Annotated in this window: 11 protein-coding genes; 9 read left to right on the forward strand and 2 right to left on the reverse strand. The window is 66.3% G+C overall.

The window, feature by feature from the left end; translation table 11 throughout:
• The first annotated feature begins 133 nt into the window (after nt 1-133).
• A complete protein-coding gene (locus tag ACN4F8_RS10125; protein ID WP_419473472.1) occupies nt 134-595 on the forward strand; it encodes a hypothetical protein in 462 nt (153 codons plus the stop codon).
• A gap of 253 nt (nt 596-848) precedes the next feature.
• Here the strand turns inward: ACN4F8_RS10125 and xdhB are convergent, their stop codons facing one another.
• Both xdhB and ACN4F8_RS10135 read right to left on the reverse strand, forming a co-directional pair.
• Nucleotides 849-3,383: a xanthine dehydrogenase molybdopterin binding subunit gene (gene xdhB, locus ACN4F8_RS10130; protein ID WP_419473473.1), complete on the reverse strand. Its 2,535-nt coding sequence runs from the start codon at nt 3,381-3,383 to the stop codon at nt 849-851.
• A complete protein-coding gene (locus ACN4F8_RS10135) occupies nt 3,380-5,086 on the reverse strand; it encodes a xanthine dehydrogenase small subunit (protein ID WP_419473474.1) in 1,707 nt (568 codons plus the stop codon). The genes xdhB and ACN4F8_RS10135 overlap by 4 nt, the downstream gene beginning before the upstream one ends.
• Nucleotides 5,087-5,180: 94 nt before the next feature.
• Here ACN4F8_RS10135 and ACN4F8_RS10140 point away from each other — a divergent pair, with 94 nt between their 5' ends.
• From ACN4F8_RS10140 to ACN4F8_RS10175, 8 genes are all read left to right on the forward strand, one after another.
• Nucleotides 5,181-6,161, forward strand: a complete 981-nt coding sequence (locus ACN4F8_RS10140; RefSeq protein WP_419473475.1) for a LysR family transcriptional regulator — start codon at nt 5,181-5,183, stop codon at nt 6,159-6,161.
• A complete protein-coding gene (locus tag ACN4F8_RS10145; RefSeq protein ID WP_419473476.1) occupies nt 6,158-7,696 on the forward strand; it encodes an ABC transporter ATP-binding protein in 1,539 nt (512 codons plus the stop codon). Before ACN4F8_RS10140 ends, ACN4F8_RS10145 begins: the two co-directional genes overlap by 4 nt.
• A complete protein-coding gene (locus ACN4F8_RS10150) occupies nt 7,683-8,738 on the forward strand; it encodes an ABC transporter permease (protein WP_419473477.1) in 1,056 nt (351 codons plus the stop codon). The genes ACN4F8_RS10145 and ACN4F8_RS10150 overlap by 14 nt, the downstream gene beginning before the upstream one ends.
• Before the next feature lie 2 nt (nt 8,739-8,740).
• Nucleotides 8,741-9,661, forward strand: a complete 921-nt coding sequence (locus ACN4F8_RS10155) for an ABC transporter permease (RefSeq protein WP_419473478.1) — start codon at nt 8,741-8,743, stop codon at nt 9,659-9,661.
• 113 nt (nt 9,662-9,774) lie between these two features.
• Nucleotides 9,775-10,920, forward strand: coding sequence for a BMP family ABC transporter substrate-binding protein (locus tag ACN4F8_RS10160; RefSeq protein ID WP_419473479.1), 1,146 nt, complete (start codon nt 9,775-9,777; stop codon nt 10,918-10,920).
• A gap of 248 nt (nt 10,921-11,168) precedes the next feature.
• A complete protein-coding gene (locus ACN4F8_RS10165) occupies nt 11,169-12,182 on the forward strand; it encodes a Rieske 2Fe-2S domain-containing protein (protein WP_419473480.1) in 1,014 nt (337 codons plus the stop codon).
• Nucleotides 12,183-12,198: 16 nt separating this feature from the next.
• Complete coding sequence (locus ACN4F8_RS10170) at nt 12,199-13,206, forward strand: adenosine deaminase (RefSeq protein ID WP_419473482.1); 1,008 nt, start codon at nt 12,199-12,201, stop codon at nt 13,204-13,206.
• Between the two features lie 127 nt (nt 13,207-13,333).
• Nucleotides 13,334-14,428 carry a BMP family ABC transporter substrate-binding protein gene (locus tag ACN4F8_RS10175; protein WP_419473481.1) on the forward strand — a complete coding sequence of 365 codons (1,095 nt, stop codon included), beginning with the start codon at nt 13,334-13,336 and terminating at the stop codon, nt 14,426-14,428.
• Nucleotides 14,429-14,654 lie beyond the last annotated feature (226 nt).

A 14,654-nucleotide genomic window follows, 5' to 3' on the forward strand; every position in this document is an offset into this window, starting at 1 on the left:
CGCAAACACTCAAAGCTAGACTTCCTCAGCCCAGTCGACTTTGAGCAAGGCTTAATGGGCTAAGCAAACCGTCCGGGAAACTGGGGGAAGCCCATACCAACGCCATTGGGCGCACATCGATACGAAGAACTATGTGCTGATGCGAGCGCTTCAGGCGCTCATAAAGGCAGACATGCTATCTACGCACTACGAGTTTACGGAAGAGGCCTCGATAGCCTGTTTTATCGCCTTAGATGCATCCTTCGAACTCGTCAGAAGGCACTTGATGGCTTCGGGAATTGACAATCCTTCCGCACGGGCTGCTGGCGATTGGCTCTTCAAGGTCTTTGATGAGCCTCTTGGTGTTGGAATTGATGGGATGAAGTACTTCGAGCAGTTCTACACCCAGCGCATAAGGACGATTCACCCAGGAAGTCGGTTTGGTGACACGCCGTTCGCGGCTGTAGCCTATGACGACTACATCCATCTTCGTCAAGCATTGCCCCAAGTCCTTTCATATTTGGTTCTCGGGACGCATACGCCCCGATTCGCCGAGGAAATCGCGGAGAAGGAGCGCTTCTGGCAAACATCGTCTCCCGATCAATGTGGCACGTAGCGAGACCGCATCCTCATACTGACTGGTACTGCTTCAGGCGATTGCCTGATACATAGGCAACGTCAGCTTTGCCTCCATGAACTGTCTCATACCCGCCGCAACGCTGGTGTATGGATGACCGCGAAGTGGCAATGAGCGTGAAATGCGGGCATGGCCTCAACGGCCGGAGACGCTGCATGTCTGCCGTTCAAATCCGCGAGCAACGGCTATCAGCAGCTACCCAGTCGGTTTCAGCAAATGAAGCCCCCGCTGCTTAACCCACCGCCCTCAAAACTTCCTCCGCTGTCCCCGGCGCATTCATCCCCTCCGGCTTCCCCCCAGCCTGCGCCACCGCATCCCGCAGCGCTTCAAACACGCTGATCGCCAGCATGAACGGTGGCTCACCCACGGCTTTGCTGCCATGCACGTTGTCTTCCCGGTTGGGCTCGGGCCAAAGGTCCACCTTGAAGTGTTCGGGGATGTCGCCGGTGGCGGGGATCTTGTAGGTGCTGGGCGCGTGGGTTTGCAGGTAGCCCTTGTCGTTCCAGACGAGTTGCTCCGTCGTCAACCAGCCCATGCCTTGCACGAAGCCGCCTTCGATCTGGCCGATGTCGATGGCGGGGTTGATGCTGCGGCCCACGTCGTGAAGGATGTCGACTTTGAGCACGCGGCTCTCACCCGTGAGGGTGTCGATGGCGACTTCGCTCACCGCTGCGCCGTATGCAAAGTAATAGAACGGCCGGCCCTGCATGGTGGTCTTGTCGTAGTGGATCTTGGGCGTGCGATAGAAGCCGTCGCTCCAGAGCTGGATGCGGTTGGCGTAGGCGGCGTGCACCACGTCGTTGAACGCGCGTGTGGTCTTGGGTGTGATCACCTGGCCGGCTTCGAAGCGCACGGCGCCGGCGCCGCAGCCGTCGAGCCCGGCCACAAAGGCGGCGAGGTTGTCGCGCACGTGGCGCGCGGCAAACTGCGCGGCGCGGCCGTTGAGGTCGGTGCCGCTGCTGGCGGCGGTGGCGCTGGCGTTGGGCACCTTGCTGGTGTCGGCCGCGGTGGACATGACCTGCTCGAACGGCACGCCCAGTTCGTCAGCCACGATCGCAGCCACCTTGGTGTTGAGGCCCTGGCCCATTTCGGTACCGCCGTGGTTCACCTGCACGCTGCCGTCGGTGTACACGTGCACCAGCGCGCCGGCCTGGTTGAAGAGGGTGGCGGTGAAGCTGATGCCGAACTTCACCGGGGTGAGGGCCAGGCCTTTTTTGATGACCGGGCTTTTGGCGTTCCAGGCCTGGATCTGCTCGCGGCGTTTGCGGTAGCGGCTGGTTTGGGCCAGCGTGGTCATGAGCGGTTCGAGGATGTTGTCCTCGACCTTCATCTGGTAGTGGGTGATGTTGCGTTGTGCGGGGGCTTCGACAGGCTCAGCCCGAACGGAGGTGGGCTCAGAACGAACGGGGGTGGGCTCAGCCCGAACGGACTTTCCCCGTTCGCCCTGAGCCTGTCGAAGGGCCCCGGCGGTGGGTGCATCGCTGTACAGATTGCGCAGCCGCACATCCAGCGGGTCCAGGTCGAGCGTTCGCGCAATGTCGCTCAAGATGCGCTCGATCACGATCACGCCCTGCGGCCCGCCGAAGCCGCGAAACGCGGTGTGGCTCTGGGTGTTGGTTTTGCAGCGGTAGCTGGCAATGGCCACGTCTTCCAGAAAGTAGGCGTTGTCGGCGTGAAAGATGGCGCGGTCCGCCACGGGGCCGGAGAGGTCGGCGCTGAAGCCGCAGTTGGCCAGCATCTCCAGTTGCAGCCCGCAGAGCAGGCCACTGGCGTCGAACCCGACGCGGTAGTGGTAGGCGAAGGGGTGGCGTTTGCCGGTGATCAGAAAGTCGTCGTCGCGGTCCAGCCGCAGCTTCACCGGGCGCTTGAGTTTGTTCGCGGCCACGGCGGCCCACACGGCCAGGTGGCCGGCCTGCGTTTCCTTGCCGCCAAAGCCGCCGCCCATGCGCCGGCACTCCACGGTCACCGCGTGGTTGTGGATGCCCAGCGCGTGCGACACCCAGTGCTGCACCTCGCCGGGGTGCTGCGTGCTGGTGTAGACCCACCACTGGTTTTGCTCCAGCGGCAACACGTAGGCGATCTGGCCTTCCAGATAAAAGTGCTCCTGGCCGCCGACTTCAAAGTCGCCTTCGATGGTGTGTGGGGCGCGCCTGAGCGCAGCGGCCGCGTCGCCGCGTTTCACATGCACGGGCGGCAACACGTAGCTTTCCAGCGCGTGGGCTTCGTGCACGCTGATCACGGCGGGCAGGGGTTCGATGTCGAGCTTCACAAGCCGCGCGGCGCGGCGCGCGGTCATGGTGTCGTCGGCCAGCAGCAGGGCCACCACCTGGCCGGTGAACTGCACGGTGTCGCTGGCGAACACGGGTTCGTCGTGGCTGAAGGCGGCAAGCACCGGGTCGCCGGGGATGTCGCGCGCGTCCACGATGCCGCGCACGCCGGGCAGGGCGAGGGCGGCCGTGGCGTCGATGCCGCGCAGGCGGCCGTGGGCCACGGGGGAGCAGATGGGTGCGGCGTGCAGCGTGCCGCGCACCTCGGGGATGTCGTCGATGTAGGTAGCCCCGCCGGCCACCTGGGCACGCGCGCTTTCGTGGTGGCGCGAGACGCCGGCGGCGCGCGACACCGTTCGCCCTGAGCTTGTCGAAGGGTGGGTGAGGGCTTCGACAGGCTCAGCCCGAACGGAGGTTGGCTCAGCCCGAACGGAGGTTGGCTCAGCCCGAACGGAAATCGGCTCAGCCCGAACGGTATTGTCTTGGTCTCGTGCGTTCATGCCAGGGCCTCCATCGAAACCGATTCGAGGTTGATCGCCTGCAGGCCCTGGCTTTCCAGCCAGAAGCGCTGCAGCAGGTTGCCCAGCACGGTCTGGCGGTAGGCGGCGCTGGCGCGCATGTCGCTGATGGGCTGGAACTCGGCGCGCAGCGTGGCCATGGCGGTCATCACGGTGTCGGCACTCCAGGCCTGGCCGAGCAGGGCGGCTTCGGTCTGACGGGCCCGCACCGGCGTGGCCGCCACGCCGCCGGCGCCGATGGAGATGGTGTGCACCTTGCCGTCGGCGAGCGTCAGGCGGATGGCGAGGCACACGGCGGAGATGTCGTCGTCGAAGCGTTTGCTGATTTTGTAGACGCGGAGGAATTCGGGGGAGCCCTCAATGGATTCGGGGATGCCCTCACCCCAGCCCTCTCCCAGAGGGAGAGGGAGTGAAGGCACGTCGGTGATGGAGCTGCGTGTCTTGCCCCCTCTCCCTCTGGGAGAGGGCTGGGGTGAGGGCTCCCCCGGCCTCGGCACCTTGATCCAGCACAGTAACTCATCCCCCCGCATCACATTCGTCCGGTACCCCGTGTACAGATCTTCCAGCAGCAGTTCGCGATGGGCCACGGCATTGCGCGTCAAATCCCACCGCATCAGCACCACGCTCGCGCCCAGCGCAATCAGCAGCGGCATGCTGTCGCCGATGGGTGAGCCGTTGGCCACGTTGCCGCCCAGCGTGCCCGAGTTGCGCACCGGCAGGCCGGCGAAGCGTTGCGCGAAGGTCTTGAGCTGTGGGCGCTCGCTCACCAGCGCGGCGTAGGCCTCGTGCAGCGACACCGCCGCGCCGATGGCGATGTGGTGCGGGTAGGTTTCCACGCGCCGCAGTTCTTCGGCGGCGGTCACGTCAATCACCCGGGCAAAGCGCTTGTGTTGCTTGGTGACCCACAGGCCCACGTCGGTGCAGCCGGCCACCACCTGGGCCTGGGGGTGTGCGCTGCGCGCCTGCAGCAGGCTGGCCAGGGTGGTGGGGCGCAGGTAGGGGGCGTTGGCGGCGGGGGCGCGGCGCTCGCTCAGCGTTTCCAGTGCCGCCACGGTGGCGGCTTCGTCCACCCCGCAGCCGGCCGGCAGCGGCAGGCTGCCCATCTGCTGCGCCGCATCGAGGATGGGGCGGTAGCCGGTGCAGCGGCACAGGTTGCCCGAGAGGTCGGCAGCGGCCTGGGCGCGGTCGATGCCCTGCCCACCTTTCGAGTTTTGGTACATGCCGAACAGGCTCATGACAAACCCCGGCGTGCAAAAGCCGCACTGGCTGCCGTGGCACTGCACCATGGCTTCTTGAGCCGGGTGGAGGGCATGACCCCCACGCTCCACCGCTGGCGCGGGTCGCTGCCCCCCGGGGGGGCTGACCCCGCCTTGGGGCGGCCCGGCGGCGGTGTCGGGCTGTGCTCCGATGTCTTCCACCGTCCACACCGCCAGACCCTGCACCGAATGCGCCAGCCTGATGCAGCTGTTGATGGCCTTGTATTGCAGCTGCCCGCCCACCGCTTCGCCCAGCACCACGGTGCAGGCGCCGCAGTCGCCTTCGCCGCAGCCTTCCTTGGTGCCGGTGCAGTGCAGGTCTTCGCGCAGCACCTCCAGCAGGGTGCGGTCGGGGGGCACGTTGTCCAGCGTCACGGTCTGGCCGCGGCGCCAGAAGCTCAGGGTTTGGGGTGAAATCGGGCGGGTCATGCGCGCCAGCATACGCCCGGCTCCATGGCACAACATATGCTCGGCCATATGCTGAAAATGCCGAAACCCCCATCCCACCGACACTGAGCCGGGTATGAAATACGTGTCGATGTTCGACAAGATTGACCTGCACCTGATCCGCGTGCTGCACACCGTGCTCACCGAGCGCAGCGTCTCGCGTGCGGCGCTGCGCATGGGCATGTACCAGCCGGCTGTGAGCGCGGCGCTCAAGCGGCTGCGCGAGCTCTCGGGAGACCCCTTGTTGGTGCGTTCGGGCTCGGGCATGGTGCCCACCGTGGCCGGCCTGCGCATGATCGAGCCGGCGGCCGACATCCTGCGCAGCGCCGAGGTGCTGTTCTCCGACGCGCGCAGCTTCGACCCTTCCACCGCCCACCACACCTTCAGCCTGGCCGCCAGCGACTACATGGACCCGCTGTTTCTGCCGCAGCTGGTGTCGCAGCTCAAGAGCGCCGCGCCGCACTGCCCGATCGAGATCCACCCGCTCTCGCGCGATGCCGATTACCGCAACCACCTGGCCCAGGGCACGGTGGACGTGGTGATCGGCAACTGGGCGCAGCCGCCCGACGACCTGCACCTGGGCCGCCTGTTTGGTGATGAGGTGGTGTGCCTGGTGTCCACCCAGCACCCGGCTGTGCGCCGCGGCTGGGACGTGGAGGCCTGGCTGGGCACCGAGCACATTGCACCCACGCCCACCCACCCGGGCGCACGCGGCTTCATCGACGACCACCTCGCCACGCTGGGCCTGGTGCGCAACATCACCGCGCGCTGCCCGCATTTCGGTCTGATCCCGGCCATGGTGGCGGGCAGCCTGCTGGTGCTGACCACCGGGCGACAATACTGCGAGCGTTTCGTGGGCACTTTGCCGGTGCAGGTGATGCCCTGCCCGGTAGCCTTCCCCCGCATGATGTACTACCAGCTCTGGCACGAGCGCACCCACGCTTCCATGGCCGGGCGCTGGCTGCGCGAACAGATCAAAAGCGTGGCCGCCTCGCTGCGCCGCCTGGAGCCCGACCCCGTGGTCGGTGGCCATTCTTCTCAAGACAAACCCGCATGACGACGACCCGACTCCAGCTCACCGGCATCACCAAGCGCTACCCCGGCGTGGTGGCCAACAGCGGCATCTCCCTCACCGTGTTGCCGGGTTCGGTGCACGCGGTGCTGGGCGAAAACGGTGCCGGCAAATCCACGCTGATGAAGATCATCTACGGCTCGGTCAAGCCCGACGAAGGCACGGTGAGCTTCAACGGCCAGCCGGTGCACATCCGCAACCCGCAGGAGGCGCGCGCGCTGGGCATCAGCATGGTGTTCCAGCACTTCAGCCTGTTCGACACGCTCACCGTGGCCGAGAACGTGTGGCTGGGTCTGGACAAATCACTCAGCCTGCCCGAGGTGAGCGCGAGCATCACCGCCAAGGCCACCGAATACGGGCTGGACATCGACCCCGCACGCCCGGTGCACACGCTCAGCGTGGGCGAGATGCAGCGCGTGGAGATCATCCGCGCGCTGCTCACGCGCCCGCAACTGCTCATCCTCGACGAACCCACCTCGGTGCTCACGCCGCAGGCGGTGGAGAAGCTGTTTGTGGTGCTGCGGCTGCTGGCCGCGCAGGGCTGCAGCATCCTCTACATCAGCCACAAGCTGCACGAGATCCGCGAGCTGTGCGACGCCTGCACGGTCTTGCGCGGCGGCAAGGTCACCGGTGTGTGCGACCCGCGTCAAGAGAGCAACGCTTCGCTCTCGCGCCTGATGATCGGCGCCGAGCCGCCAGCGCTGAACGTGCGTGAGCTGCACGCCGGTGCGCCGGTGCTGGAAGTGAGCGGCCTCACGCTGGCGAGCGACGACCCGTTCGGCACCCACCTGGCCGACATCGCGCTCACGGTGCGCGCGGGCGAGGTGGTGGGCATCGCGGGCGTGTCGGGCAACGGCCAGAGCGAGCTGTTGTATTGCCTCTCGGGCGAAGACACGCGCGCACCGGCGCAGAGCATCCGCATGGGCAGCCACGATGTGTCGCGCCTGAGCCCGGGCAAACGCCGTGCGCTGGGCCTGCACTTTGTGCCCGAAGAACGGCTGGGGCGCGGCGCCGTGCCCACGCTCTCGCTCGCGCACAACCTGCTGCTCTCACGCGACGACGCGCTGGGTGCGGGCGGTTGGATCAAGCTCGGCGCATTGAAGAAGCAGGCGGCCGAGGTGATCGCGCGCTACAACGTGAAGGCCAACGGGCCGGATGCGGCGGCCAAGTCGCTCTCGGGCGGCAACCTGCAAAAGTTCATCGTGGGCCGCGAGATCGAAGCCAAGCCCAAACTGCTCATCGTGAGCCAGCCCACCTGGGGCGTGGACGTGGGCGCGGCGGCACAGATCCGCGGCGAGATCCTGGCGCTGCGCGACGCCGGGTGTGCGGTGCTGGTGGTGAGCGAGGAGCTTGACGAGTTGTTCGAGATCAGCGACCGCCTGCACGTGATCGCCAAGGGCCGGCTCTCGCCGAGCCTGGACCGCCAGGACGCGACCATCGAGCGCATGGGCGAATGGATGTCGGGCCTCTGGGACGACCCACACAACAAGAACAAGGAGACCGCCCATGCTGCGGCTTGAAGTCCGCCCGCAGCCGTCCAGGGGCTGGGGCTATGCGTCGCCGTTGCTGGCGCTCGCGATCACGGTGGTCATCGGCGTGATCCTGTTCGCCGTGCTGGGCAAGGACCCGGTGCGCGGCCTGCAGGTGTTTTTCTGGGAGCCGATCAAGAGCACCTACGCGCTCTCGGAGTTGATGGTCAAGGCCACGCCGCTGTTGATCATTGCGCTCGGGCTGGCGGTGTGTTTCCGCTCCAACGTGTGGAACATCGGGGCGGAAGGCCAGTACATCCTGGGCGCGATCTTTGCCGCCGGGGTGGCGCTCACGGCCGACAAGTCCACCGGGCCGTGGATCGTGCCGGCTGTTCTGGCGGCGGGCGTGGTGGGCGGCATGGTGTGGGCCGGCATCGTGGCGCTGCTGCGCGACCGTTTCAACGCCAACGAAATCCTGGTGAGCCTGATGCTGGTGTACGTGGCGATCCAGGTGCTCAACTTCCTGGTCTACGGCCCGTGGAAAGACCCGCAGGGCTACAACTTTCCGCAGACCAAAACCTTCGAGGCGGTGACGCAGATTCCGCGCTTGATGGACGGGTCGCGCGTGAACATCGGCCTGCTGCTGGCGTTCGCCGGTGTGGCGGCGGTGTGGGTGTTCTTGTTCCGCACGTATGCGGGTTATGCGCAGCTGGTCGGCGGCCTCGCGCCGGCGGCGGCGCGCTATGCCGGCTTCTCGTCGCGCCGTGCCTTGTGGACGGCCTTGCTGGTCTCGGGCGGCGCGGCCGGGCTGGCCGGCGGGCTGGAGGTGGCAGGGCCCATTGGCCAGCTCACGCCCTATGTGCCGGCGGGCTACGGCTTCGCCGCCATCATCGTGGCCTTTGTGGGACGGCTGCACCCGGTGGGCATCGTGTTCTCGGCCATCCTCATGAGCATGTTCTACATCGGCGGTGAGCTGGCGCAGTCGCGCATGGGGCTGCCGAAATCCATCACCGGGGTGTTCCAGGGGCTGCTGCTGTTTGCTTTGTTGGCTTGCGACACGCTCATCGCCTACCGACTCGTCTGGAAGAAGTGATCATGGAATCCATCGCACTCCTCTTCGCCGCTTCGCTCAACGCCGGCACCGTGCTGGCCATCGCTTCGCTGGGCCTGCTGATCAATGAGAAAGCAGGCATCGTCAACCTGGGTGCCGAGGGCATGATGCTGTGCGCCGCGCTGGCTGGCTTTGCCACGGTGGTGCACACCGGCAGCACGGCGCTGGGCTTTGCCGCCGGCATGGCCGCCGGTGCGCTGCTGGCGGCCATCTTCGGGGGGCTGGTGATCTGGCTCAACACCAACCAGTACGCCACGGGTCTGGCGCTGAGCCTCTTCGGTGGCGGCTTCTCGGCCTTTGCCGGCTCGCGTTATGTGCAGGAAAAACTGCCCGAACAAAGCCAGTTCGCCATTCCGTATCTCTCCGACATTCCATTGCTGGGCTCGGCGCTGTTTCGCCACCACCCCATGGTCTACGCGTGTGTGGCGCTGGTGTTCGGCCTCATCTGGTTTCTCTACCGCACGCGCGCCGGCCTGGTGCTGCGCAGCGTGGGCGAAAGCCCGGAGTCGGCCCATGCGCTGGGCTACCCGGTGCGCCGCATCCGCCTGCTGGCGGTGATGGCCGGTGGCGCGCTGTGTGGTCTGGCCGGTGCCTACGTGTCCACCGTTTACACGCCGCTGTGGGTGGAGGGCATGATCGCCGGCAAGGGATGGATCGCGCTGGCGCTCACCACCTTTGCCACCTGGCGGCCCGCGCGTGTGTTGCTCGGCGCCTACCTGTTTGGCGGCGTGACCATGCTGCAGTTTCATCTGCAGGGCATCGGCGTCAATGTGCCCAGCCAGTTCCTGACCATGATGCCGTACCTGGCCACCATCGTGGTGCTGGTGCTGATCTCGCGCAACCCGACCTGGATCCGCATCAACATGCCCACCTCCATCGGGAAACCGTTCTACCCCGGTGCATGAAATTTTGATGAATTTTCTTGAAGAAGCCGCCTCTGCAGATACCCTACGGGGGATACGTTCAATGTGCTCTCCTTTTTCTTTCCCACCATCCTCCCCAACCTGAGGTTCACCCCATGACAGACATGAACAAACGTTCCCTGATGAAAGTCGCCGCACTGACCGCGCTGACCAGCGCCGTGCTGATCGGCTGCGGCAAGAAAGAAGAAGCCGCTCCCGCTGCGGCGCCCGCGCCTGCGGTGGTTGAGGCGCCCAAGGCCGAGCCGCTGAAGATCGCGTTCGCCTATGTTGGCCCGGTGGGCGACGGCGGCTGGACCTTTGCGCACGACAACGGCCGCAAGGCGATCGAGGCCGAGTTCGGCGACAAGGTTGTGACCAGCTTCGTGGAAAACGTGCCCGAGAGCGCCGACGCCGAGCGGGTGATCCGCGATCTGGCCGGCCAGGGCAACAAGCTGATCTTCGGCACCACCTTCGGCTACATGGAGCCCATGCTCAAGGTCGCGCCCGACTTCAAGGACGTGAAGTTCGAGCACGCCACTGGCTACAAGACCGCCGAGAACATGCGCACCTACGACAGCCGCACCTACGAAGGCGCGTACATGGCCGGCGTGATCGCCGGCAGCATGACCAAGAGCAACAAGCTCGGTGTGGTGGCGTCCATCCCAATTCCGGAAGTGATCCGCAACATCAACAGCTTCACGCTGGGCGCGCAGTCGGTGAACCCCAAGGTCACCACCAGCGTGGTCTGGGTCAACGGCTGGTTCGATCCACCGAAAGAAACCGAAGCGGCCACCTCGCTGATCAACGGCGGCGCCGACGTGCTGTTCCAGAACACCGATTCGTCGGCCGTGCTGCAGACCGCCGAGAAGCTGGGCAAGCGCGCCTTCGGCTGGGACTCCGACATGACCGCCTACGGCCCCAAGGCCCACCTGGGCTCGGCCATCATCAACTGGGCGCCGTACTACATCAAGGCCACCAAGGATGCGCTGGAAGGCACCTGGTCCACCGGTGGCGTGTGGTGGGGTGTGAAAGAAGGCGCGATCGACATGGTGTCCATCGCAGCCGATGTGCCGGCTGAAGCCAAAGCCAAGGTGGACACCGTTCGCGCCGGTCTGAAGGACGGCAGCTTCTCGATCTGGAAAGGCCCGATCGTGGGTCAGGACGGCAAGGAAGTGCTGGCCAAGGACGTGGTCGCTGACGACAAGTTCCTGGGTGGCGTGAAGTTTTACGTCAAAGGCGTTGAAGGCAAAGTGCCGAACTGAGATCGGCTACTGCGCGGGCGCCATGCGTCGTTGGGCGGTGCTCGGAATCCTCACGTACAGGAAGTACGTTCCGGTTCCTGCGCTCCGTCCGCCTAGCCTGGCACCCGCTCGCTACGCCTCCAGTGGTTGGCGTGCAAACAAGCTGCCTCCGGGCAGCTTTTTTGTTGGGTGGAGGGGAAGTCACTCCCTCTCCCTCTGGGAGCGGGCAGGGGTGAGGGCACCGCGCGGAACAACAGGATGAGAACAAGGTGATCGAACAGCAACTCTGGCACCCCGTGATCGCCTCGCACCAGGTGCGCGAGGCGCCCGTGGCCTGCGCGCTGCTCGGGCAGGCGCTGGTGCTCTGGCGCGAACCCGGGCACGACGGTGACCGCGTGCACGCCTGGGCCGACCAGTGCCCGCACCGGGGCGCACAGCTCTCGCTGGGCCGGGTGCTGATCGGCGTGCACGGCGCGCGGCTGGAGTGTCCGTACCACGGCTGGCAGTTTGGCCACACAGGCCGCTGCCAGCACATTCCGGCAGCGCCCGACTTCACCCCGCCCGCTGGCCATGTGGCCACGGTGTTCGAGGCGTGCGAGCGCTACGGGCTGGTGTGGGTGCGGCTGCGGGCGCCGCAGCCGTCGCTCGGCACGCTCGACGAACCGCCGGTATTCGCCGTCGCAGAAGACGCGGCCTGGCGACGCGTCGTCTGCGGCCCCTACGGGCTCAACACCAGCGCGCCGCGCCTGGTGGAAAACTTCCTCGATCTCAGCCACTTTGGTTTTGTGCACGAAGGCTGGCTGGGCGAGCGCAGCCATGCCAGGGTTGAAACCGGCCAGGTAGAGGAGGGCGCTGACGGTCTGGTCGTGGTGGGCGCACGCGCCTGGCAACCCCGCGCGTACGCGGGCGCCGACGAGGGCGCGTGGATCCACTACCGCTACGACGTGCCCCACCCGTTCGCCGCCATCCTGCGCAAGGACGCGAGCGAGGGCGACCCGGTGAGCAACGCCATTGCGCTCTTCATCCGCCCCGACGGTGACGCGGTGTGCACGGCGTGGTTCGTGATGGCCACGCAGGGCGATGCGTCGAGCGATCAGGAACTGGTCGACTTTCAGGGCACCGTGTTTGCACAAGACCGCCCGGTGGTGGAATCGCAGACACCACGCACCCTGCCCATTGGCCGTACCGCGCCGGTGACCGAAGTGCACGGACCCGCCGACCGGGTGTCGGGCGCGTACCGCCGTTATTTGAAACGCCTGGGCATCGTCCTGGGCACGTGTTGAAGGATTCGAGATGACCATGACCGCCGCCGAACTCGCCGCCGCCATTCCCAAGGCCGAGCTGCACATCCACATTGAAGGCTCGCTGGAACCCGAGCTGATCTTTGCGCTCGCGCAGCGCAACGGCCTGAGCCTTCCTTACGCGAGCGTGGAGGCGCTGCGCGAGGCCTATGCCTTCACCAACCTGCAGAGCTTTCTGGACATCTACTACGCCGGTGCCAGCGTGCTGCTGGTCGATGCCGACTTCCACGACATGGCCTGGGCCTACTTCCTGCACGCCAAGGCCGACAACGTGGTGCACGCCGAGCTCTTCTTCGACCCGCAGACCCACACGGCGCGCGGCGTGCCCATGGCCACCGTGATCCGGGGTTTGTCGAGTGCCTGCGCGCGGGCCCAGGCCGAGTTGGGCATCAGCGCCGAACTCATCCTGTGTTTCCTGCGCCACCTGAGCGAAGAAGACGCCTTTGCCACGCTGCAAGCCGCACTGCCGTACCGCGAACACTTCATCGGCGTGGGTCTGGATTCGAGCGAGGTGGGCCACCCGCCGAGCAAGTTCTCGCGCGTGTTCGCGCGCTGCCGCGAACTCGGCCTGCGCATCGTGGCGCACGCCGGTGAAGAGGGGCCGCCCGCTTACATCTGGGAAGCGCTGAACGACCTGAAGACCGAGCGTATCGACCACGGCGTGCGCTCGCTCGAAGACCCCGCGCTCGTGGCCGAGCTGGCCCGTCGCCGCACGCCGCTCACGGTGTGCCCGCTCTCCAACCTCAAGCTCTGCGTGGTGAACGATCTGCGTGACCACCCCATGAAACGCCTGCTCGAAGCCGGCCTGTGCGCCATGGTGAATTCGGACGACCCGGCGTATTTCGGTGGCTACATGAACGCCAACTTCGTGCAGACGGTGCAGGCCCTGGACCTGTCGCGCGACGACGTGATCACGCTGGCACGCAACAGTTTCGAGGCCAGCTTTGTGAGCGACGCGCGCCGTGCGGAGCTGATGACCTTGCTGGATGGCGCCATCGCCACCTGAGCTGGCGTGCGGCGAATGGCCGCTCCATTCACCGCATGATGTGCGGCGAATATAAAATCCATCCCCAGCGAGCCCGGTGCTTCCCCGGCTCGCTTTTTCATTCACGGAAGCCATGTAGAGGACCACCATGTACAAAAACCTCGTGGCCCGGTGCGCCTGCGCACTGGCGGTCGCCAGTTTTTCCATTCCCTTTTCACTCCACGCACAGGCCCCGGCGCCCGCGCCATTGAAGGCCGCGTTCGTCTATGTGGCGCCGCTCACGCCCGCGGGCTGGGTGCGCCAGCACGAGCAGGGGCGCCTGGCGGTGCAGGCCGCGCTGGGCGGCCGCGTGCAGACCAGTTTTGTGGAGAACGTGCCCGAAGGGGCCGACGCCGAGCGCGTGATCCGCGACCTGGCGCAGCAAGGCCACCGCATCATCTTCACGCCGAGCTTTGGCTACATGGAGCCCACGCTCAAGGTGGCGCGCGAATTCCCTGACGTGAAGTTCGAGTCCATCACCGGCTACAAAACCGCACCCAACGTGGCCACGGCCAACGCGCGTTACTACGAAGGCCGGTACCTCGCCGGTGTGGCTGCGGGGCGTTTGGCCACGCAGGCCGGGTATGTGGCGGGCTTCCCCATTCCCGAGGTGATCCAGGGCATCAACGCGTTCACGCTGGGCATGCGCTCGGTGAATCCCAAGGCCACCGTGCGTGTGGTGTTCCTGGGCGAGTGGTTCAACCCGCCGCGCGAGCGCGACGCGGCCATGTCGCTCATGAACCAGGGTGCCGAGGTGCTGGCGTTTCACACCGGCTCCACGGCGGTGATGACCGCAGCGCAGGAGCGCGGCAAGCTCGCCGTGGCCTACCACTCCGACATGCGCCAGTTCGGACCCGACGCGCAGATCGTCGCCGTGACGCACCTCTGGGGCGACTACTACACGCGCCGCGTGCAGGCCGTGTTGGACGGCACCTGGCAGAGCGGCAGCGTGTGGGGCGGTGTGAAGGACGGCATGGTCCGCGTCGACGGCTTCGGGCCCAAGGTGCCGGCCGCCGTGCGCGACGAGGTACTGGCACGCCAGGCCGACATGGCCGCCGGCCGCTTGCAGGTGTTTGCCAGCGCAGCGGGTGTGCGCGACAACGAAGGCAACGTCGCGATTGCGGCCGGCAAGTCGCTCTCCGACGCCGACATCCTGGGCATGAAGTGGCTGGCCGACGGCGTGCTGGCCAAGCTGGATCGATGAGCGCCATGTCGCTTTCGGTATGTCCACATCCGTTGATGCCACTAAGCTCGTGCCCATGAAAGCCTACCGAGCGTCCCTCCTGCGTTTTGCAGACGACCAGTCCCCCGTGTTCGAGGCCGATGGCCTGCTGGTCGTGGGCCCGGACGCGACAGGCCAATCGGTCGTGCGCGCCGGGGGCGGCCCCCCCCCCCTGGACGACCCCGTACCCCGCGTGGCGGGGGGAGAC

The organism is Hydrogenophaga sp., from assembly GCF_048549895.1.
Classification (GTDB): Bacteria; Pseudomonadota; Gammaproteobacteria; order Burkholderiales; family Burkholderiaceae_C; genus Hydrogenophaga.

What these genes read in the sequence shown, in the direction of transcription:
- xdhB (WP_419473473.1), bottom strand. Translation starts at nt 3,383, where the DNA reads ATGAACGCACGAGACCAAGACAATACCGTTCGGGCTGAGCCGATTTCC.
- ACN4F8_RS10135 (WP_419473474.1), bottom strand. Translation starts at nt 5,086, where the DNA reads ATGACCCGCCCGATTTCACCCCAAACCCTGAGCTTCTGGCGCCGCGGC.
- ACN4F8_RS10140 (WP_419473475.1), top strand. Translation starts at nt 5,181, where the DNA reads ATGAAATACGTGTCGATGTTCGACAAGATTGACCTGCACCTGATCCGC.
- ACN4F8_RS10145 (WP_419473476.1), top strand. Translation starts at nt 6,158, where the DNA reads ATGACGACGACCCGACTCCAGCTCACCGGCATCACCAAGCGCTACCCC.
- ACN4F8_RS10150 (WP_419473477.1), top strand. Translation starts at nt 7,683, where the DNA reads ATGCTGCGGCTTGAAGTCCGCCCGCAGCCGTCCAGGGGCTGGGGCTAT.
- ACN4F8_RS10155 (WP_419473478.1), top strand. Translation starts at nt 8,741, where the DNA reads ATGGAATCCATCGCACTCCTCTTCGCCGCTTCGCTCAACGCCGGCACC.
- ACN4F8_RS10160 (WP_419473479.1), top strand. Translation starts at nt 9,775, where the DNA reads ATGACAGACATGAACAAACGTTCCCTGATGAAAGTCGCCGCACTGACC.
- ACN4F8_RS10170 (WP_419473482.1), top strand. Translation starts at nt 12,199, where the DNA reads ATGACCGCCGCCGAACTCGCCGCCGCCATTCCCAAGGCCGAGCTGCAC.
- ACN4F8_RS10175 (WP_419473481.1), top strand. Translation starts at nt 13,334, where the DNA reads ATGTACAAAAACCTCGTGGCCCGGTGCGCCTGCGCACTGGCGGTCGCC.